Origin of the sequence: Paraburkholderia sp. BCC1884 (assembly GCF_900996225.1) — a bacterium.
Taxonomy (GTDB): Bacteria; Pseudomonadota; Gammaproteobacteria; order Burkholderiales; family Burkholderiaceae; genus Paraburkholderia.
Genome location: NZ_CAAJGL010000011.1, coordinates 13,479 through 33,141, shown reverse-complemented (window position 1 = coordinate 33,141; position 19,663 = coordinate 13,479). Strand labels below are relative to the sequence as shown.

The following is a 19,663-nucleotide window of genomic DNA, read 5'->3' as shown; positions in this document are numbered from 1 at the left end:
GCCGTGAATGAACGGCGGCCGGTGCGCGTATCAGAACAAGCCGAAATCGTCGTTGCTGTCGGGAATCGCGTCGAGGACGTCCCGCAGCGCACGCCAGCCGAACCATCCCAATAGCATGACGGACATCCCCAGCCAGCCGCGCCTGGGTTTGCTAGTGCGGGTTTTCGGGCGAAGCCCGGTGTCGGCCTTGCGCCGCCCGGGCGACGCGCGCAGCAATGGGCAGGTCTGCAGGCGATATCGTCCGCCGCACCCGCCGTTCAACGCGCATCTCCCGCAGCCGCAGCCGCAGCCGCAGCCGTCGCGGCCGTCACACGCGGCAGGATCGCCGCCAACTCTTCCGCCAGCGTAGTCGTACCGAAGCGCCGCTCGCTGAGCGCGCTGTCGACATCGATCAAGCCCGCGTTGTGAGCGTCGCACAACTCGATGATCAGACGCGCATGACGCTCGCCGAGTCCGGCGGCTTGCAGCATCGCAGCCCATTCCTCATGCGGCGCTTCGCGCGCCACGATCCGGCGATCCGTCAATTCGCCGATGGTGCGCGCCACGTCGAGCGCATTCACACGCTGATCGCTCTCGATACTCACCACCCGTGGCGACACCTGTGGCGGTGTCGCGTCCAGCAGCAGTTCGGCGGCGAGCAAACCCACGTCGCGCGCGGCGACCGTTGGAAACAGCTTGTCCAGCGGCTGATGCAGACTGTGCAGGACGCCACTGGCCAGCATATTCGGCAACGTACGACCCCAGTTGTGCATGTGTTCGGCGGCGCGTAAAAACGTCAGTTGCGTGTCGACGGTTTGCAGCCTCGTTTCGAGGTAATGAAACAGCGTTGTGATGCCCGTGCCGCGCGCGTGCTCCGCGCCGTAATCCGAGAGCGCGAGAACGCGCGGCGGGGGCGCGTCGCGTAAGGCGGCGACGCTGCTGTCGATCATGGCGCGCATCGCGGCGGCCGGGTCGTCGTCGCCTCGCGGCACCGGACACACGATCTGCACGCCGTACGTGCCTTCGATGGCGCGCGCCACCGCTTGCGTATCGTGCAGATCGGCGACCCTCACCTCACAGCCCAGCGCGGCGAGGGGTCCGCCTTGCTTTTCGCTGCGGACCACCGCGCGGACGTCCTGTCCTGCCTTGCGCAATACCGTCGCGGTCACTTTGCCGACATTGCCGGCGGCTCCAAAAATCACGAACACGTTGATCTCCTTGTCGAGTCGGTGTGACGTCATCGTAGGGAGACGGCGCAGGAAAATCGCGCGGGCAGGGATCGTGATGCGCAGATTCGGATGATGGTTTTCGCATGCAGCATGCGTGCGCTTCGTGGCGAGCGTTGAATCTCGTAGAGTCGAGCGAAGTCGTGAAAAACGCCGCACAATGCAGCCACCGCGGCCGCCCTTAGTGAGGAACTGCAATGCATGCCATGACGTCGACACTCCAGCCGCATAGCGGCACCCGGATCGCCAGGCTGTCCAGCAAGACGCTCGGCTGGCAGGGTTTCGGCGCGGAGCTGGTCGAGGTGTCGGCGGGCCTGCACCGGATGCCGGCGTTCAACTACCATCGGCTCGGCATGCATGTCGGCGCACCCGTCCGGGCCCGCTGCCTGTGCGATGCACGGCGCCTGACGCGCGTGCAGGCGCATGGCGACATCGATGTGATTCCCGCCGGACTCGACGGGCAGTGGAGCGATGAATCCGCCTGCACGATTTTCAGCGTCTGGATCGCCGAGGCGTTTGCGCAGGGTGTCGTGGAGCAGTTGGGTTTGCCATCGGGCGATGCTCAATTGCGCCCGCAATTCCAGATGCGCGAGGCGCGTCTGCAGCATCTCGCGTGGGCCTTGAGCGCGGAGCTCGAAGCAGAGCAGGCCTCGGACTCGCTTTATGCCGAGAGCCTCTGCACGGCGATGGTGGTGCGCCTGATCGGCGGTGCGGCGTCGCTGGAAGAACGGCGCCGCACGCTGGCGCCGAAGACGGCCGCGCGCGTGCTGGAGTTTATCGAAGCGCATCTCGACCAGCGCCTTACCCTTGGCGAGCTAGCCGCGCTGGCCGGGTTGAGCACCCCGCACTTCAAGGTGTTGTTTCGCGAGACGCTCGGCATGCCGGTGCATCGGTATGTGGTGCAGCGGCGGGTGGAGCGTGCCAGGGCGCTGCTACTGCAAGGCCGGCTTAGCGCCAGCCAGATCGCGCTGGATACGGGCTTCGCGCATCAAAGCCATATGGCCCACTGGATGGGCCGGCTACTGGGCGTGACGCCGCGTGAGCTCGTCAAGTCGCGCTGAATCTGAGGTCGGCAAGCGGAGGCTCCAGCCTGACGCTTGAACCCGGCAAGCCGAGGCTTGCCGCCCGCCGTCCATCACACGCGCCGCGTCGCCGGCCGCCGCATCAACCCGGCGTCGCGCCGGTCAGCTGCGCATACACGTCATGCGACAGCTGCAGTAACTGCGCGCGATCGATACCGCCGGACACCGCATAGCCGAAGTCGCCGTCGACCCAGTAAAACACGTTCACCGGTCCGTCCTGATACAGCTTGAACGCCGTGGTGTTCGAGTTCACCTGCCGATGCGAGATACACAGCGTCACCCGCTCGCCATTCGGCCCGCGATACATAAACTGCGCGGTCGGGCCGTCTGCGCCGGGCAGAATACGCCCGCCCGAAAGCTCGAAGCCGCTCTTCGACAAAATCGGCGGATGCACGTTGGTGCCGAGCCGGTTGGACAGCCACTGCACGAAATCCTGCTCGTGATCGGTGCTTATGTCAGCCGGGCGGTCGACGGCGGGCATATACACGACATGCGCCACCGCAGCCTGACGCGCGAACATTTCGCTGCTGTCCGCGCTGACCGCACGCGTATCCGAATGACGTGACGCCGTCGGTGCGATCACGTCCTGACCCATATGGGTGCCCACGCCGATGCCGATACCCATCACCAGCGCCGCCGCCATGCCGGCAAATTGCGGCCAGTTGGCGGCCACCCACCAGCGACGCGCCACCGGGGCGGCCGGCGCAGGCGCGGCCGTGCTGGCCTGCGGGCTGTCGGCCGCGCTGTCGGACGCGCTTTCCGCCGCATCCGCTGCCGCACCCGCGGCTGCCTGCAGTCGCCTCGGCACCGGTTCGTTCAGCACGCGGTCATAGCGTTCATGGAACATGCTGTTGAGCGAGAAATAGTCGCTCACGCGCGTGGCCAGCTCGGGGTTGAGTTCGAGCGCGCGCTCCACCTCGGCACGGCGCTCGTCGGACAAGGTTCCGTCCACGTAGGCGTGCAGGTCTTCTTCGCCGATCGGCATAATCTGGTCGCTCATCGCACCACCTTTAATTTCGCACCGGGCTGCGCGCCCGCCATCAATGCCCTGAGCCGTTCACGTCCGCGCGACAGGCGCGACATCACCGTGCCGATCGGAATGTTCAGCGCGAGCGCCACGTCGGCGTAGCCCATTTCCTCCAGGCCCACCAGCAGCACCACCTCGCGTTGCTCCATCGGCAGACGCTGCAGCGCGTAGTCGAGGTCGCGCATCTCCAGCGAACGGGTCTGATCGGACGGCACGGCGAACTCGCTTTCGGACACGCTCTCGTCGTCCACCGCCACGTGGACGGCGCGCGCCGACGCCTTGCGCGCCTGATTGGCAAACACGTTGTGCATGATCGTAAACAACCACGCGCGCAGATCGGTGCCCACCTGGAACATATCGGTGCGGCCGAGCGCGCGTTCGAGCGTGTCCTGCACCAGATCGTCGGCAAGATCGCGGTTGTTGATCAGCGCACGGGCATAGCGCCGCAAGCGCGGCACATGCTCCATCAACTCGTCACGGACATCCATTTTTTTTATCCCAGTCGTGGGCTTGTCGTGGGCGCGGCACAGAAAGCCTGCACGCGGCGCCGACGGACTTATTCAAACTGCAAACACGCCTGAACGCAGTTTATTCCGTCGACGCGCAAGAAAAATTTTACGGGCGGCGTCTGGCATGCGCCGCCGGGCGTTCATCGCATCGTCATCCGGTCGGCGGCGCGCATCAGGCCGTGGGTGCGGGCGTCGCCGGCCACCACGAAGCGCTGCCGCCGCGCCGTCCAGTTCAGCAGCCGGATCGCGCCGATGCGGCGCGCCGACCATTGCGGCTGGGACGGCGCGAGCAGGGCCAGACTCGACACCAGCACGACCGGCTGATTATCCTGGTTCAGGTAAATGAATTCGTTCGCGCGCTGAAACGGCCCGAGCGACAACACCCGTTGCCCGACGAGCCGCAGCCCGATCGGCTCGAGGACCGGCGCGGAAGGATCGATGCGGGTCGGCGAGGTCGCCGCGAACCGGCCGTCGACGCTTTGTGCCAGCGCCATCACGGCGGCATTGTCGAGTGCCTGGGCGGACACCTGGGTTGCCGCGAGCCAGCCGCTGGCCGTGACGAGCGTGAGCACGAGCGCCAACAGCGCACGAAGCCCCCGGTTGCGAAGCCGTGCCGTTTCGCGGCTTGCGCGCGCGGCGCCGGGTTCCTCCGGCGCGCGCCACCCGGCGGGCTCGTCCGTGGTCTTGAACGCCTGCTGGATCTGTGCGTTCAGCCGGCCGTAAAACGCCACCCGCCGCGCTTCCGCCGGGTCCTTGCCCAGATAGTCCTGCAGGAACGCGGTGCGCTCGGGCGTCAGCGTACCGTCGGCGTAAGCCTGGATGTCCGCTTCGGAAAGCGGCGAGTCGGAAGGGGCGTCGGTCGAGGTCATGGTGTGGGCGTTCGTGAAGGTCGGCTATCAAAGGGCGAACACGCGCAGCGCGGGTTTATTCCATCCATTCTGCGCCCCATTTCCGCGGCCGGTCGAAACGCCGTTTGCATGCCGCCGAACTGACAGCAAACCCTTTCGCGCGGCTTTTTATTCCCGCTTCGAAATTTGTTTTTTATCGGGCATCCGGGCAGGAATAAAAGCCGGCGCGGCGTGGTTCTCCCTCTTGCGAACCCGCACAACACACTCAGGAGTTCATCATGAAGAAGATCGCTTTTGCCGCTTTGTCCGTCGTCGTTCTCGCTGCTTCGTCGAGCGCATTTGCACAGGGCAAGACCCGCGCCGAGGTGTATCAGGAACTGATCCAGGCGCAGCAAAACGGCTTGAACTACGTGACCGATGCGTCGTACCCGGATGTGAGTCCCGTCTTCGCCCAACAGGTTCAGCAGCACAAGGAAGCGCTCTCCGCCGAAGCTGCGGCGACTAGCCAGGCAGCCAGCCAACCCGTGCTCGCCGGCAGCGTCAATTGAATTCGCGGGCACTGAAGCCGGCACCGGCGCGGACATGCAACGGGCGCGCCGGAGTCGATTGGAATAGATCGCTGAATTGCGTGTTAGCACCCTCAGCAGCTCTATTTCCAACCAGGAGGCTTCGTGCCAAAACCATCCGTTCCTCATGCCGGGACTGTCTGCGTGCCGTGCCGGCTCGCGGCCATCGGCGCGGTCGTGCTGACGCTAGCCGGCGGCTTTGCCTACACGGCAGGCTGGCTGACACCCGCGCGTCTCACCGCGCCGCGCATCATCAACACGTTCGAAGCGGCCGCCGGCCAGCCGCATCCGGGCTACCGTCGCAACCATGCGAAGGGCCTGTGTGTGGAAGGCTATTTCGACAGTAACGGCGCGGGCACGACACTTTCGCACGCTGCCGTATTCGCACCCGGCCGCACGCCGGTGACCGGTCGCTTCGCGGTGCCCGGCGGCAATCCGTCCGCGCCGGATACGAGCTCGCCGGTGCGCAGTCTGGCCTTGCAGTTCACCTTGAGCAACGGCGAGCAATGGCGCACGGGAATGAATTCGACACCCGTCTTCGCAGTTCACACGCCTGCGCAGTTCTATCAGCAACTGGTGGCCGCGAAGCCCGACCCCGCAACCGGCAAACCGAACCCCGACGCGCTCAAGGCGTTTTACGCAGCCAATCCCGAGACGAAGCCGTTTCAGGCCTGGGTGAAAGCGCATCCGCCGTCGTCGAGCCTGGCGAATGCCGCGTACTACGGCATCAACGCTTTTCTCTTCACCGACGGCTCGAGTAACACCCGTGCCGTGCGCTGGGCGATGGTGCCCGAGACGCCCTATGCGCCGATCACCGACGCGCAAAAGGCCGAAAAGAATTTCCTCGCCGCCGATCTGAATCAGCGGCTGGAGAGCGGCCCGTTGCGCTGGCATCTGATCCTCACGGCCGCGCAGCCCGGCGACCCGACCGACGACGCCACGCTGCAATGGCCCGACGAGCGTCAACACATCGACGCGGGCACCCTGGTGCTGGAGCGCACGACGTCGCAGGAAGATGGCACCTGCCGCGACATCAACTTCGATCCGACGATTTTGCCCGCCGGCATCCAGCCTTCGGACGACCCGTTGCTTGCCGCGCGCTCCGCCGCGTATGCGCAGTCCTATCAGCGGCGCACGCGCGAAGAGGCATTGCATCCCGCGCTTCATCAAACTCAGGCCAACGGAGCGCACTCATGACGCCCACACAGACTCATTTCAGTCCGCTCGCACGCTTGCTGCACTGGACGATGGCGCCGTTGATCGTCGCGATGCTGTTTATCGGCATCGGTATGGTCGCGACGGTTTCGCACGCGCACACCACGCTGATTGCGATTCACAAGCCGCTGGGCATTGCGTTGTTGCTGCTGGTCGTGTTGCGGGTGGGCGTGCGCCTCGTACGCGGCAGCCCGCCGTTGCCCGACGATATGGCCACGCCGCAGCGGATCGCAGCCAAGGCCTCGCATCTCGTGCTCTATACGTTGATGGCGGCGATGCCGTTGATCGGCTGGGCGATGCTGTCGGCGGCGGGTTATCCGTTGCCGTTGCATCTGCCGCCGATCGCACCGCATAACGTCGTGCTGTTCGCCACGCTGCGCGCGCTGCACACGTGGCTCGCGTTCGCGCTGTTCGCGACCGTGTTGCTGCATCTCGCCGCGGCCCTGTTTCACGGGCTGATTCGCCGCGACGGCGTGTTTTCGAGTATGGCGCGCGGCGGACGTTAGTTTTTTACGCGCTCCGAACGCGGGTCATACGGCGCTTTCAGGTGGACCGTAGCCGGCAGCAACTCGCCGGCGACATCGATCGTGTAGCGGCCGCTCGTCAGATAGGCGACGTCCGCTGCACCATCGGGATGGTTCACGTAGCCCATCGCGACCGGACAGCCGAGCGTGTGTCCGAACGCCGCCGAACTGACGAAGCCGACCGGCTTGCCGTCGCGCAGAATCGCTTCGCCGCCCCACAGCATGCGATCGCTCGCGCCGTCGGCGGTCAGCACGACCATGCGGCGACGTAGCGGTTCGGCGCGCAGTTTCAGCAACGCGTCGCGGCCGCGAAACGGGATGCCGCTGTCGAGCTTGCAGGCGAACGAGAGACCCGCTTCGAACGGATTGGTGTCCGGCGTGAGTTCGCGGCCCCACGCGCGGTAGCCTTTTTCGATGCGCAGCGAGTCGATCGCGTAGTAACCCGCGTTGACGAGACCGAACGCCTTGCCCGCCGCATGCAGCGTCTCGTACACGCCGAGCGCGAATTCGACCGGCACGTACAGTTCCCAGCCAAGTTCGCCGACGTAGGTGAGGCGGGTGGCGCGCACGGTCGCGTAGCCGAGATCGACTTCGCGGCTCTGGCCGAAGGCGAACGCTGCGTTGCTCCAGTCGGCCTTCGACACGCTTTGCAGCAATTCGCGCGAGCGCGGACCCATCACGGCGAGCACGGCGTATTGCCCGGTGACGTCGACGAGCGTGCATTGCTTGTCGTGCGGGATCGCTTTGTCGATCATGTCGAAGTCGCGCGTGGTTTGCGCGGTGCCGGTGACGAGCAGGTATTGGTCGTCGGCCAGTCGCGTGAGCGTGAAGTCCGACTCATACGCGCCGCGCTCGTTGAGCATGCCGGTATAGACCGTGGTGCCGGGCGGCACGGCCACGTCGTTGGCGACGATGCCTTGCAGCACGTCTTGCGCGTCGCGTCCTTTGACGAGAAATTTGGAAAACGATGTCATGTCGAACAGCGCGACACCTTCGCGGCATGCGCGGTGTTCGGCGCCGCTCCACGGCAGCCAGTTCTGTTGGCCGAAGGCGTAGTCGATCTTCGCTTCGGCGGGTGTCGGTGCGAAAAAGTTGGCGCGCTCCCAGCCCATCTTGCTGCCGAAACAGGCGCCGTCCTCGCGCAGCAGCGAGTACAGCGGCGAGCGGCGGAACGGGCGCGCGCTGTCGAGTTCGCGATTCGGCCAGGGCATCGCGTAATGCAGGCCGAGGGTTTCCTTCACGCGATCGTGCAGCCACGTGTCGTTGCCGTTGAAGCGCGCGAATCGGCGGATATCGACCGGCCACAAATCCATGGTCGGCTCGCCCGCCACGATCCATTCGGCGAGCGCCATGCCGGCGCCGCCGGCCGACGCGATGCCCATCGAGTTGAAGCCGGCACCGACGAAAAAGCGTCGCAGTTCGGGCGCTTCGCCCAGCATGAAATTGTTGTCCGGCGTGAACGATTCAGGCCCGTTGTAGAACTGGCGCACTTGCGCCGTCTCGAGGGCCGGCACGCGTTGCAGCGCGTTTTCCATCAGGATTTCGAACTGATCCCAATCGTCGGGCAGCAGTTGAAACTCGAAATTCTCGGGGATACCGTTCATGCCCCAAGGTTTCGCGTCTGGCTCGAACCCGCCCATCACGAGACCGCCCACTTCTTCCTTGAAGTAGATGAAGCCGTCCGGGTCGCGCATCACCGGCAGGTCGGGATGCACGCCCGCGATGCGCTCGGTGACGATGTAGTAGTGCTCCGCCGAATGCAGCGGCACGGTCACGCCGCACAGGCGTCCGACCGCCTTGGCCCATTGGCCCGCGCAATTCACCACGATGTCCGCGCCGATCGTGCCTTCTTCGCCAGCCTTGTTGCGCCAGGCGAGCCCGCTGACTTCACGCGTGCCGTTGTCTTTGCCGCCTTGCGGCGTGCGCGCATGGATCGCGGTGACGCGCGTGTTTTCGACGATGCGCGCGCCGCGCGTGCGGGCGCCACGGGCGAGGGCCTGGGTGAGGTCGGTGGGATTCGCCTTGCCGTCGCCGGGCAGCCAGACGGCGCCGAGCAGGTCGTCGGTGCGCATGACCGGCCAGAGATCGCCGGCTTCCTGCGGACTGATGACGTCGCACGTCACGCCGTAGGCCCGCGCGACGGCGGCGGTGCGTTTGAGTTGCGTCATCCGTTCGGCTGTGCGGGCCACCGAAAGCGAGCCGCACTGTTTCCAGCCGGTGGCGAGGCCGGTGTCCGCTTCGAGTTCGGCGTAGAGCGCGGTGGAATAGCGGATCAGCTTCGTCATGCTTTCCTGGGCGCGCAACTGACCGACCAGACCGGCCGCGTGCCAGGTCGTGCCGCACGAAAGCTGACCCTGTTCGAGCAGCACGACATCGGTCCAGCCCAGCTTGGTCAGATGGTAGGCAACGGAGCAGCCGATGATGCCGCCGCCGACGATGACGACGCGAGCGTGGGTGGGGATGGGTGTGGACATGTGTGGATATGTGGTGAATTTTCTTGGCAAGAATGCCTTATAAAAACATGAAATGCAACACGTGCGATCGACATGGGGATTGTTCGCATGTCACGTAAAGTTATCCAATAAAAGCCTGCAGCCTGAGATTCGGGCGTTGTTCGGAACATTTTTATCGTGGTTTTATGTTGATTTGTGTGGCTATTATTTCCGGCATATCGTGATATTTGCTAGACTTGGTTGACAGTCCACGCATGAACTCTATGTTCTCCACCCCCCGTCAAGCCGAAATCCTCCGACTCGTCCGCGAAGAGCGCAACTGCGCCATCGTCGATCTGGCGAGCCGTCTCGAGGTCTCGGACGAAACCATTCGCCGCAATATCAAGCCGCTCATCGCCGAAGGCCTGCTGATCAAAGTTCACGGCGGCGTCATGCTGCCGGAGCGTCTCGACGAGCCGCCGTTCCAGCGGCGCATGGTGGCGAGCCTCGAAGGCAAACGGGCCATCGGCGCATGTATTGCCGAACTGGTGCGGGACGGCGATTCGCTGATTCTCGAAGGCGGCACGACCTGTCTGCGTGTCGCCGAGGCACTCGCCGCGCGTTCACGGCTCACCGTCGTGACCAATTCGATCGAAGTCGCCCGCGTGCTGACGTCGCGCAACGGCAACCGCGTGTTCATCGCGGGCGGCGAACTCCGGGCGGACGATTCCGCGGCCTTCGGCGACAGCGTGCTGGCCTTCCTGCGCCAATTCCACGTGCGCTACGCAATCGTCTCGGTCACGGCGATCGATCTGCAAGGGCGCTTCATGGACGCACTCCCAGCCGACGCGGCCTTCGCCCAGGCCGCTTTCAGCCAGGCCGAGCGCCGCGTGGTGGCGGCGGACCACGCGAAAGTGGGCCATAGCGCGCTGGTGCACGCTTTCGGCGCCGACGGCGTCGATCTGCTGGTCACCGACGAAGCGCCACCACCCGCGCTCGCCCAGGTGCTTGCGGCAGCGGACGTCGAAGTCATCGGCCCGGTGCGCTAACCGTCGCGCCGTCTGCCCCGGTCAGGCCGACAATGCCTTGCGCCACCGCCGGAAGCGCCACCACAGCCAATGCCCATTCAACGCGTAAAATGGCCGGTTATCACAGGCAACCGAAGCGGGCGGCAACTCGACCGGCAGGCAGCGTCATCAGATGGAACCAGGCGCACCTGACGAACCGGTTGCTTCGCGCGCGGCTGTCTTCGCCGGCTTGAATAGGAATGGACGCTGATGTCGTCAGTTTTCTTTGATCGGGAACGGATTGCGGACTGGCTCGGGGATCACACCGTGGCCAAGGCGCGCATGGTCGGCCCCGTCACCCAGGTGAAATGGCACGGCGCGACGCTGTCGGGCGACGTGCAGGGCTCACGCCCGCTGCCTTATAAAACGCGGGTGCGATTCCGGACCGACGGCGCTTCGCCCTGGGCGCAAAGCGATTGCACCTGCCCGGTGGGGCGCGACTGCAAGCACGTGGCCGCACTTCTGCTCGCCGAACTCGACTACCACGACGAGATGGACCACATCACCCAGGTCCAGCGCGACGGGAGCGACGGAGGCGATGAAAACCTCGCTGACGCCCAAATCGTCGAATCCGCTGAATCCCATTTCCCGCCCGCGCGCCTGTCGCCGAACCCGACCGAATCGTCCGGCGTGCGCCCGGAACTGGTGAGCTGGCTCGAACGCTTTCGCGCGCGCGCCGAGGCCGCGGACGAACTCGCGCAGCAAGGTGGCGTCGCGCGCAGTCAGACGCTCGCCTATCTGCTGAACTGGTCGAATTTCCACATGCGCCACGAGGTCGTGCTGTACCGCGCGCGTTGCAATCCGGACGGCGCGATTGTCGAAGTCGGTGAGCCTTGGGCCAATGTGGAAGCGGCGCTGCTCAAACAACCCAAATTCGTGTCCGACGAAGATCTGTCGATCCTGCGCGGCTTGTGGCTCGGCCGTTCGCGCGAGGACTTCGGCCAGTTCATCCTGCGCGGCACGAGCGGCGCCGAGATGCTGCAAAAGCTGATGGCGACCGGGCGCCTGTTCTTCGAATTGAAACCCGCACCGGGTCGTGAGGGCCCCACGCCGTTATCGCGCGGCGCCGAGCGGCCGGGCCGGATCGAATGGGAGCCGCTCGCCGACCAGCGCCTGCGCCCTGTGCTGTGCACCGAGCCGCGCGCCAGCATGGTTTTGCCGACCGAACCGATCTGGTACGTCGACGGCGTCGCCAACGAGGCGGGTATCGTCGAATCGTCGCTGCCGTTCCAGCAATTGCCCGACTATCTGGCCATGCCCCCCATCTCGCTCGCCGAAGCGCCTTTGGTCGCCTCCGTCCTGCGCGAGATTTCACCCGAGTTGCCGCTGCCGCCCACACACGACACCTCGGCGATTCGCGTGATCGACGTCGAGCCGGTGCCGGTGCTCACGCTGAACAGCCACGCATTGCCGTCGGCGGTGAAGCTCGGGCAGCGCAAGGCCGAAGCCGTCGAGCTGGCCGGTGTGAGCTTCGACTACGACGGCGTCAGCATCAATGTGGACAGCAGTGTGACGCTCGTGCCGATGCCCGGCGGCGACGTCATCCACATCCGCCGCCGTTACGAGGCCGAGAAAAAACGTCTGCTCGAACTGCGCAAGACCGGCCTGCAGAAAGTGCCGACCAGCCGTGTCTACGCCTCGCGCCTGCTGCCCGACACGATGCTCGGTCTGCCCGATGCCGAAGCGTGGACGGCCTTCGTCAACGACGCCGTGCCGGAACTCGTCGGCAAAGGCTGGCGCGTGACGATGGCGCCGGAGTTCCGCTACAACATCATCGAGATCGACGCGATCGACGGCACCGCGCATCAGGCGGGCGACGGCTGGTTCGATCTGGAAATGGGCATCCGCATCGGCGAGCGCAACGTGCGACTCGAGCCGCTGCTCGCCGACCTGTTCCGGCGCGACCGGCGCTGGTTGAACGGCGCGCTGGAAAGCATTCCCGATAGCGAGCCGATCGAGCTCAAGACCGACGAGAACAAACGGCTGCGCTTGCGCGCCGACCGTCTGAAGCCGGTGGTGCGGGTGCTGGTCGATCTGTTCGACGCGCTCGGCGGCGCGCTGGCCGACGGCGTGCCGCTGCGGGTCGCATCGGTCGATGCCGGGCGGCTCGAAGCGCTGAACAGCACCGGGCGCTGGCAATTCCGCGGCGAGGATTCGATCCGTCAACTGGCGCAGCGTCTGCAAGCCGGCCCGGGTCTGCGCGAGGTGGCGGTGCCGCAAGGTCTGCGCGCAGAGCTGCGTGGCTATCAGCAGCAAGGGCTGAACTGGATGCAGTTTCTGCGCGAACACGACTTGGCCGGTGTACTCGCCGACGATATGGGTCTGGGCAAGACCGTGCAAACGCTCGCGCATATCCTCGCCGAGAAGGAAGCGGGACGCCTCACGCGGCCGGCACTGATCGTCGTGCCGACCACGCTCGTGCACAACTGGCGCGAGGAAGCGCGCCGCTTCGCGCCCGACCTGAAGGTGCTGGTGCTGAACGGGCCGCAACGCAAGGAGCGCTTCGAGCGGATCGTCGAACACGAACTGGTGCTGACTACCTACGCGTTGTTGTGGCGCGATCAGAAGGTGCTCGCCGAACACGACTACCACTTGCTGATTCTCGACGAAGCGCAGTACGTCAAGAACGCCACGACCAAAGCGGCGCAGGCGATTCGCGGCTTGCGCGCGCGGCATCGGCTGTGTCTGACCGGGACGCCGCTGGAGAATCATCTGGGCGAATTGTGGTCGCAGTTCGATTTTCTGTTGCCGGGCTTTCTCGGCAGCCAGAAGGACTTCACCAAACGCTGGCGCAATCCGATCGAGAAGAATGGCGACGGCGTGCGGCGTGCGCTGCTCGCGCGGCGCATCCGGCCATTCATGCTGCGTCGTCGTAAGGACGAAGTGGCCAAGGAGTTGCCGGCCAAGACCACGATCGTGTGTTCGGTCGATCTGGAGGGCGCGCAGCGCGATCTGTATGAAACCGTCCGCACGGCGATGCAGGAGAAGGTGCGCGCCGCGGTGAGCGCGCAAGGGCTCGCGCGCAGCCACATCATCGTGCTCGATGCGTTGTTGAAGCTGCGCCAGGTGTGTTGCGATCCGCGCCTGGTGCGCAAGATCAAGCCCATCGGCGAAGCCGGTGACTCGGTCGGCAAATCGGCCGGCGAATCGGTCGAAAAACGCGACAAAGCCGCAAAGGGCACGCGTGTGATGGGCTCGGCCAAGCTCGATCTGCTGCTGTCGATGCTGCCCGAATTGATCGAAGAAGGTCGTCGCGTGCTGCTGTTCTCGCAGTTCACCGGCATGCTGGCCCTGATCGCCGAGGCGCTCCAGGAGGCCGCGATTCCCTACGTGATACTCACCGGCGACACGGCGGACCGCGTGACGCCCGTCGAGCGCTTCCAGCGGGGTGAAGTCCCGCTGTTCCTGATCAGCCTGAAAGCGGGTGGCGTCGGACTGAATCTGACTGCGGCGGACACGGTGATTCACTACGACCCCTGGTGGAATCCGGCCGCCGAAAATCAGGCGACCGACCGTGCGCATCGGCTAGGACAGGACAAGCCGGTGTTCGTCTACAAAATGATCGCGGCGGGCAGTATCGAGGAAAAGATCGTGGAGTTGCAGGAGCAGAAGGCGGGGCTTGCCGACAGCATCCTCTCCGAAGACGCGGCAGGGGCGGCGAAATTCTCCGACGACGATCTCGACGCGCTGTTTGCACCGATGCCGGAGATAGAGGGCGGCAGGTAAATGCGTTGTCACGGTGGCGATGCCGACTGTAACAAAACATCTGCGTATGTAAATTGAATGTCTGAACGGCTTCAAGTCAGACGATTTTCTGTTGAAGCCGAAGTATTGATCCAGCGTTCGCCGTTAATACGTCCGATGTAATAACTACTTTAGCGGCAGTTACAAACGCAGTTCTTTCATCTTGAGATGGAATCGGCCAGCGGCTATTTTGATTCCACTCGTGCGGCTAGACCCCCGCGAGCGTGTCGTGTGTTGAGCGGCGTCGGCCACGGGGCGACGCCGCATTTTTTCGCCCGCCCGCGACGTCGACTTAACAATTGTTAAACGATTTATTTTAAAACCATTCCTATACTGACTCGCAAATTGTCAAATCGCGTTTTCACCGGTATTTCACCGTTGCAAAACGTGGCCTGAAAAGGCAGAGGCAGACGGGGCCAACCATCGCGCGAGCGAGACCACCCAATCAGGTAAGCCAAAATAGAACAGGCGTTTTTCGATTATCATGATTCGCCCCCTCGGAAAGCGACGCGATACAGCAAAAAAGCCGCGTCAAATTTTCGAGACAGTGCGGCGACAAAGACTCGACGGGGCGCAAGGCAAAGGACCACAAGTCGAAAACGAACAGGCAGCCGGAATGGAGTCGGGCGCTGGATCGCCGGTGCGAACACCGTCATCCCTGCACCCGCCGGCTCGCCGGCCATCAAGTTACGAAGAGCGATGTCGCGTTGCGGGGTTATATGAGAATTGCTGTCCTGGATGACGATTCGGCTCAGGCCGACCTGGTTTGCCAGACGCTGGCGGCGGCTGGACATATCTGTCACGCATACGGCGCCGGTCGGGAACTGGTGCGGCAACTGCGGCGCCAGACCTTCGATCTGCTGGTACTCGACTGGAACGTCCCTGACATGTCCGGCGAAGAAGTGCTGCGCTGGGTCCGCGAAAGCCTCTCCGAGCGCTTGCCGGTGCTGTTCATGACCAGCCGTGGCCGCGAAACCGACATCACCTCTATTCTCAACACCGGCGCGGACGACTACGTCGTCAAACCGGTTTCCGCAGCGGTACTGCTGGCGCGCGTCGGGTCCTTGCTGCGCCGTGCTTATCATCTGAAGCCGCTTGCCGCGAAGGAAGTTTTCGGCGAGTTTGAATTCGATCTGGGCGCGAAGCACGTGGTGGCGCGCGGCACCACCGTCGCCGTCACGCAGAAAGAGTTCGATCTCGCGCTGCTGCTGTTCCAGCACCTCAGCCGGCCGCTCTCGCGCGCGCACATTCTCGATGTGATCTGGAAGCAGGCCACCGACATTCCCTCGCGCACCATGGACACTCATGTGTCGATGCTGCGCAGCAAGCTCGGCTTGCGTCCCGAGCACGGTTATCGACTGACGCCGATTTACGGTTACGGCTACCGACTCGAGCGGATCGACGCCGGTACGCCGCCGGCTGCGCCCGATGCACAGTCCGAAGCGGGGCAGGCGTGAGGTTTGCCTCGGCGATGGCATGGCGCGGTAGCACCATGGAGGTAAGGCAGCGCAGCGTGGCCAGGCTGGCCAGCTTCGGTCTGATCGCACTGACCGCGTTCTCGCCCGTCCTGACTTACGCGCAATCGTCGCGGGCAGTGAAGTCGCGGGCGAACGCCGCCGCACCGGTTTATGTGTCCTACGTCACCCATGACGGCGACACGCTCTACGACATCGCCGGGCACTATCTGCGCGACCCGGCCGACTGGGCCGTGTTGAGCCAGTTGAATCACATTCCCGCGCCGCGTCGCATGCCGGCGGGCATCAGCTTGCGACTGCCGGCTTCGCGCCTCAAACAGGAGCAGGAATCGGCCCGCGTGATCGCGACGAGCGGACCAGTGGAGCGCGCCTTCGGCCAGCATCCCTACGTGCCGCTCGCAACCGGTGCGGCGCTCGGCGAAGGCGATCGCATTCGCACCGGCGAAAACGGCTTCGTCACGCTCGAACTGGCGGACGGCTCGCACGTCACGGTCGCGCAGGACGGCGCACTCGACATCGACAGATTGCGGCGGACCACGCTGACGGGCGCCGGCGATCGCGTGCTGAAGCTGCGCCATGGCGAAGTCGATAGCCAGGTGACGCACGCGACCAAACGGGACGACCGTTTTCAGATCCGGTCGCCATCGGTGGTGGCGGGCGTGCGCGGCACGCGCTTCAAAGTGGCTTACGACGGCGATGACAAAACCACCGCCGTAGAAGTGCTGGACGGCGCGGTGGGCGTCGATCCGGTCGGCTCGAAGGGGGCGGCGCCGCTGCCCGGCGTGCCGTTGCAGGACTCCAGGCAACTCGTCAAGGCGCGTTTCGGCAGCGTCACGCGAGCCGATGGTGCGATCGGCGCAGCGGTCGAACTCCTGCCCGCGCCGGCTCTCGCGCAACCGGCCAGGGTGCAGGACGACAAGTCCGTCGCGTTCGACCTCGTGCCGGCCGACCACGCCGCGGCTTACCGCGTGCAGATCTCACGCGACGCCGACCAGCTCGACCTGATCCGCGATCTGCGCGTGAGCTCGCCGCACGCGGATTTCGGCGATCTGGCCGATGGCACGTACTTCGTGCGCATTTCCGCTGTCGACGACCACGGCCTCGAAGGCCTGCCGCAGGTGTACGGCTTCGAGCGACGTCAGTTGGGTCTTGCCGCGTCGGCGGGTCCGCGCGGCAATAGCCGAGACTATGAATTCCGCTGGTTCGTCAGCCGCGCCACGGTCGACACGCGCTTTCGCTTCGTGCTCGCCGCGACGGCCGATCTGCGCGAACCGCTGGTGGACCGTACCGATCTCAGCGGCGGCCAGCTGGTCGTGAGCGATCTGCCAGCCGGCGTCTACTACTGGACGATCGTCGCCGAGCAGTTCGACAATGGCCGCTTCTACGAGAAAAGCAGCGCGGTCCGCTCGTTTACGCTCGCGCGCTAGCGCCGCGCGAGCGGCTCGACCACCGCACGGAACCACGCCACGCCTTTGCCGACTACTTCTTCGCGCCTGAGCCTCGACCCGCGCGCCCGTCTTGGACGGCGCGCCGGACGCCGTTTCCTGATCGAATGGCTGGGAATCGGCTGCCTCGGCGTCGTGGTGATCCTGCTCGGTTCGCTCGGCCGCCTGAGCACGAGCGTCGATCATCTCGTCTACGACCGCTTGCTGAGCCTGCATGCGCAGCCCTTGTCGCGCGATATCGTCGTGCTCGACATCGACAATGCGAGCATCGCGCAACTCGGGCGCTGGCCCTGGCCGCGCAGTGTCCACGCGAAGCTGCTTGAAAAGATCGCGCAAGCGCAGCCTGCCGCGGTGGTGGTCGACGTGCTGTTCACCGAGGCGAATCCGCAGGACGCCGAGCTGTCCCGCGCCGTCGCGTTGAGTCCGACCTATCTGCCGGTGCTGCTTTCCGCGTCCGATGCCGACGGACGGCGCGTCGTCGTCGAACCGGTGGCGCCGCTCGCGCACGCGGCGGCGGGGCTCGGCCATATCAATCTCGAGGTGGACAGCGACGGCATCGTGCGCAGCGTCGCGCGCTACGAGGGCGATGTGAACTCGCGCTGGCCTCAATTGACGGTGCCGGTGGCGGAGGCTGTCGAACGCGATCCATCCCGATTGCGCGAGCCGCCGCCAGGCCACTCGCCCTTCATTCGCGACGACGGTGGCGAACACCGTTTCCTGATTCCGTTCGGGCCGAACGCGCAGAGTTATCCGACGCTGAGTTTCGCCAGCGTGCTCGCCGGCAAGGTGCCGCTCGACATCCTGCGTGGCCGCATCGTGCTGATCGGCGTAACCGCGTCGGGCTTGTACGATCGCTTCGCCACGCCGGTATCGGGCGAACTCGGTCCGCTGCCGGGCGTGTATATCCACGCGAACGTGCTCGACACCTTGCTCACCGGCCGCGAGATCGACGCCACCGAGCCATGGCTGTTGTGCCTGGTGTCGCTCGTGCCGCTGGCCGCGCTGCTCGCCGGATTCCTGGTGATGTCGCCGCGCCGCTCATTGCTGTTGACCGGCGCGCTATGCGGGCTGGCGGCTGCCGGTAGCGCCGCTTTGCTCTACGGGCTGCGACTGTGGATGTCGCCGGTGCCGGCGATCGTCGGCATGGTGGTCGTGTATCCGATCTGGAACTGGCGGCGCCTCGAAATGACGATGGACTATCTGCGCGGCGAACTGCAACGGCTCGCCGACGAGCCGCATTTACTGCCCGAGACCCAGCAGGCCCGCAGCGAATTCGGCGGCGACGTGCTGGAGCAGCACATGGCGCTGATGGCGCAGGCCGCGCAGCGCGTGCAGGACATGAAACGCTTCGTGTGGGACAGCCTCGACAGCATGCCCGAGCCGATCCTCGTGAGCGACGTGCGCGGCGTCGTGCTGATCGCCAATCATGCGGCCAGGGCGCATTTCGCGCGGCTCGGTGCATCGATGCCGGAACGCCGGCCGATGCAGGCCGTGCTGGGCGGCCTGACGCTCGTCAAGACCATCGACAGCAACGCCGTCTCCGATGCGTCCGACGCCGAGCCCAATCTGTTCGCGCACGCCAACTGGCCCGCGCTGCTCGACCCGGCACGCAGCGAATTTGCCGCATTGATGGCGCAGGGCATCGAAGTGCGCGACGCCCACGAGCGCGACTACCTGCTGCGCTACGCGAACTGCACCAACGAGCAGGGCGAGACGACCGGCTGGATCGCGGGTCTCGTCGACGTGTCGGCGTTGCACGCGGCCGAGCGTCAGCGGGAAGACGCGTTGCGGCTGCTGTCGCACGATATGCGTTCGCCGCAAGCGTCGATCCTCGCGCTGGTCGAGATCGAGCGGGCCCGCAGCGAACCGGCGCTGGCGCATGGACTGCTCGAGCGCATCGAGCGCTATGCGCAGCGCGCGCTCACGCTGGCCGATGATTTCGTGCAACTGGCGCGCGCCGAATCGCAGGCCTATGTGCTGGAACCGGTGAGCCTGACCGAGTTGATGATCGACGCCAGCGACGAAGTCTGGCCGCAAGCGCACGCTAAACGCATCGCGCTGCAAACGGAAACGGCCGACGCGGCCGACGTCGACGAAGGCCACTGGATCTGCGCCGACCGTTCACTGATGACGCGCGCGCTTGTCAACATTCTGAACAACGCGGTCAAGTACAGTCCACCGGACACGCGGATTTCGTGCCGCCTCGAAGACGTGTCGCCGGCTTCGTCGCGTGGCGGTTCGAGGCGTGTGTCATGCACGATTCGCGATGAAGGCTATGGCATTCCCGAAGAACAGCAGGCCGGTCTTTTTGAGCGCTTCCGGCGGTTTCATGCGACCGAGCGGCCGGAAGTCGGTGGCGCGGGGCTGGGCATGGCGTTCGTGAAAACCGTGGTGACCCGCCATGGTGGCGAGGTCGACGTGGTCAGCGCGCCGGGCAAGGGCACGGCTTTCACGATCCTGCTGCCGGCGCTCGACGAAGCGCAGTCCGATGCCGCCGCTGCGCGACGCTCCTGAAGTATGAACC

General features: G+C 65.2%; 15 protein-coding genes. 9 read left to right on the top strand and 6 right to left on the bottom strand.

Annotation, left to right across the window (positions count from 1 at the left end; genetic code table 11):
* Window positions 1-30: 30 nt before the first annotated feature.
* Together FQ705_RS00180 and FQ705_RS00175 are read right to left on the bottom strand one after the other, a co-directional pair.
* Complete coding sequence (locus tag FQ705_RS00180) at window positions 31-261, bottom strand: hypothetical protein (protein WP_260854346.1); 231 nt, start codon at window positions 259-261, stop codon at window positions 31-33.
* Window positions 258-1,187 (bottom strand): NAD(P)H-binding protein, encoded by a 930-nt coding sequence (locus tag FQ705_RS00175; protein ID WP_144137623.1) that lies wholly within the window; start codon window positions 1,185-1,187, stop codon window positions 258-260. The genes FQ705_RS00180 and FQ705_RS00175 overlap by 4 nt, the downstream gene beginning before the upstream one ends.
* 224 nt (window positions 1,188-1,411) lie before the next feature.
* Here FQ705_RS00175 and FQ705_RS00170 point away from each other — a divergent pair, with 224 nt between their 5' ends.
* The gene (locus tag FQ705_RS00170; protein ID WP_409934661.1) at window positions 1,412-2,266 is read left to right on the top strand and encodes a helix-turn-helix domain-containing protein; all 855 of its coding nucleotides are present in this window, start codon (window positions 1,412-1,414) and stop codon (window positions 2,264-2,266) included.
* A 103-nt stretch (window positions 2,267-2,369) separates the two neighbouring features.
* Here the strand turns inward: FQ705_RS00170 and FQ705_RS00165 are convergent, their stop codons facing one another.
* The 3 genes from FQ705_RS00165 to FQ705_RS00155 all read right to left on the bottom strand — a co-directional run bounded on the left by FQ705_RS00165 (window position 2,370) and on the right by FQ705_RS00155 (window position 4,692).
* Window positions 2,370-3,287 carry an anti-sigma factor family protein gene (locus tag FQ705_RS00165; RefSeq protein WP_144137457.1) on the bottom strand — a complete coding sequence of 306 codons (918 nt, stop codon included), beginning with the start codon at window positions 3,285-3,287 and terminating at the stop codon, window positions 2,370-2,372.
* Window positions 3,284-3,802: a sigma-70 family RNA polymerase sigma factor gene (locus FQ705_RS00160; RefSeq protein WP_144137456.1), complete on the bottom strand. Its 519-nt coding sequence runs from the start codon at window positions 3,800-3,802 to the stop codon at window positions 3,284-3,286. The genes FQ705_RS00165 and FQ705_RS00160 overlap by 4 nt, the downstream gene beginning before the upstream one ends.
* Before the next feature lie 161 nt (window positions 3,803-3,963).
* The gene (locus tag FQ705_RS00155; RefSeq protein WP_144137455.1) at window positions 3,964-4,692 is read right to left on the bottom strand and encodes an anti-sigma factor family protein; all 729 of its coding nucleotides are present in this window, start codon (window positions 4,690-4,692) and stop codon (window positions 3,964-3,966) included.
* 257 nt (window positions 4,693-4,949) lie between these two features.
* Here FQ705_RS00155 and FQ705_RS00150 point away from each other — a divergent pair, with 257 nt between their 5' ends.
* The 3 genes from FQ705_RS00150 to FQ705_RS00140 all read left to right on the top strand — a co-directional run bounded on the left by FQ705_RS00150 (window position 4,950) and on the right by FQ705_RS00140 (window position 6,958).
* Complete coding sequence (locus FQ705_RS00150; RefSeq protein ID WP_144137454.1) at window positions 4,950-5,219, top strand: DUF4148 domain-containing protein; 270 nt, start codon at window positions 4,950-4,952, stop codon at window positions 5,217-5,219.
* Window positions 5,220-5,342: 123 nt separating this feature from the next.
* Window positions 5,343-6,434 carry a catalase family peroxidase gene (locus tag FQ705_RS00145; RefSeq protein WP_144137453.1) on the top strand — a complete coding sequence of 364 codons (1,092 nt, stop codon included), beginning with the start codon at window positions 5,343-5,345 and terminating at the stop codon, window positions 6,432-6,434.
* Window positions 6,431-6,958 carry a cytochrome b gene (locus FQ705_RS00140; protein WP_144137452.1) on the top strand — a complete coding sequence of 176 codons (528 nt, stop codon included), beginning with the start codon at window positions 6,431-6,433 and terminating at the stop codon, window positions 6,956-6,958. The genes FQ705_RS00145 and FQ705_RS00140 overlap by 4 nt, the downstream gene beginning before the upstream one ends.
* On the opposite strand, the gene FQ705_RS00135 is transcribed toward FQ705_RS00140, so the two are convergent.
* On the bottom strand, window positions 6,955-9,450 hold the full coding sequence (locus FQ705_RS00135) for an FAD-dependent oxidoreductase (protein ID WP_144137451.1): 2,496 nt from the start codon (window positions 9,448-9,450) through the stop codon (window positions 6,955-6,957). The genes FQ705_RS00140 and FQ705_RS00135 overlap by 4 nt on opposite strands.
* 242 nt (window positions 9,451-9,692) lie before the next feature.
* Here FQ705_RS00135 and FQ705_RS00130 point away from each other — a divergent pair, with 242 nt between their 5' ends.
* From FQ705_RS00130 to FQ705_RS00110, 5 genes are all read left to right on the top strand, one after another.
* Complete coding sequence (locus FQ705_RS00130; RefSeq protein ID WP_144137450.1) at window positions 9,693-10,457, top strand: DeoR/GlpR family DNA-binding transcription regulator; 765 nt, start codon at window positions 9,693-9,695, stop codon at window positions 10,455-10,457.
* Between the two features lie 228 nt (window positions 10,458-10,685).
* The gene (locus tag FQ705_RS00125) at window positions 10,686-14,201 is read left to right on the top strand and encodes a DEAD/DEAH box helicase (protein ID WP_144137449.1); all 3,516 of its coding nucleotides are present in this window, start codon (window positions 10,686-10,688) and stop codon (window positions 14,199-14,201) included.
* 737 nt (window positions 14,202-14,938) lie between these two features.
* A complete protein-coding gene (locus tag FQ705_RS00120) occupies window positions 14,939-15,676 on the top strand; it encodes a response regulator transcription factor (protein ID WP_144137448.1) in 738 nt (245 codons plus the stop codon).
* A 35-nt stretch (window positions 15,677-15,711) separates the two neighbouring features.
* Window positions 15,712-17,121: a FecR domain-containing protein gene (locus FQ705_RS00115; protein ID WP_260854345.1), complete on the top strand. Its 1,410-nt coding sequence runs from the start codon at window positions 15,712-15,714 to the stop codon at window positions 17,119-17,121.
* Between the two features lie 45 nt (window positions 17,122-17,166).
* Window positions 17,167-19,653, top strand: a complete 2,487-nt coding sequence (locus FQ705_RS00110) for a CHASE2 domain-containing protein (protein ID WP_144137446.1) — start codon at window positions 17,167-17,169, stop codon at window positions 19,651-19,653.
* The last annotated feature ends 10 nt before the right edge of the window (window positions 19,654-19,663 follow it).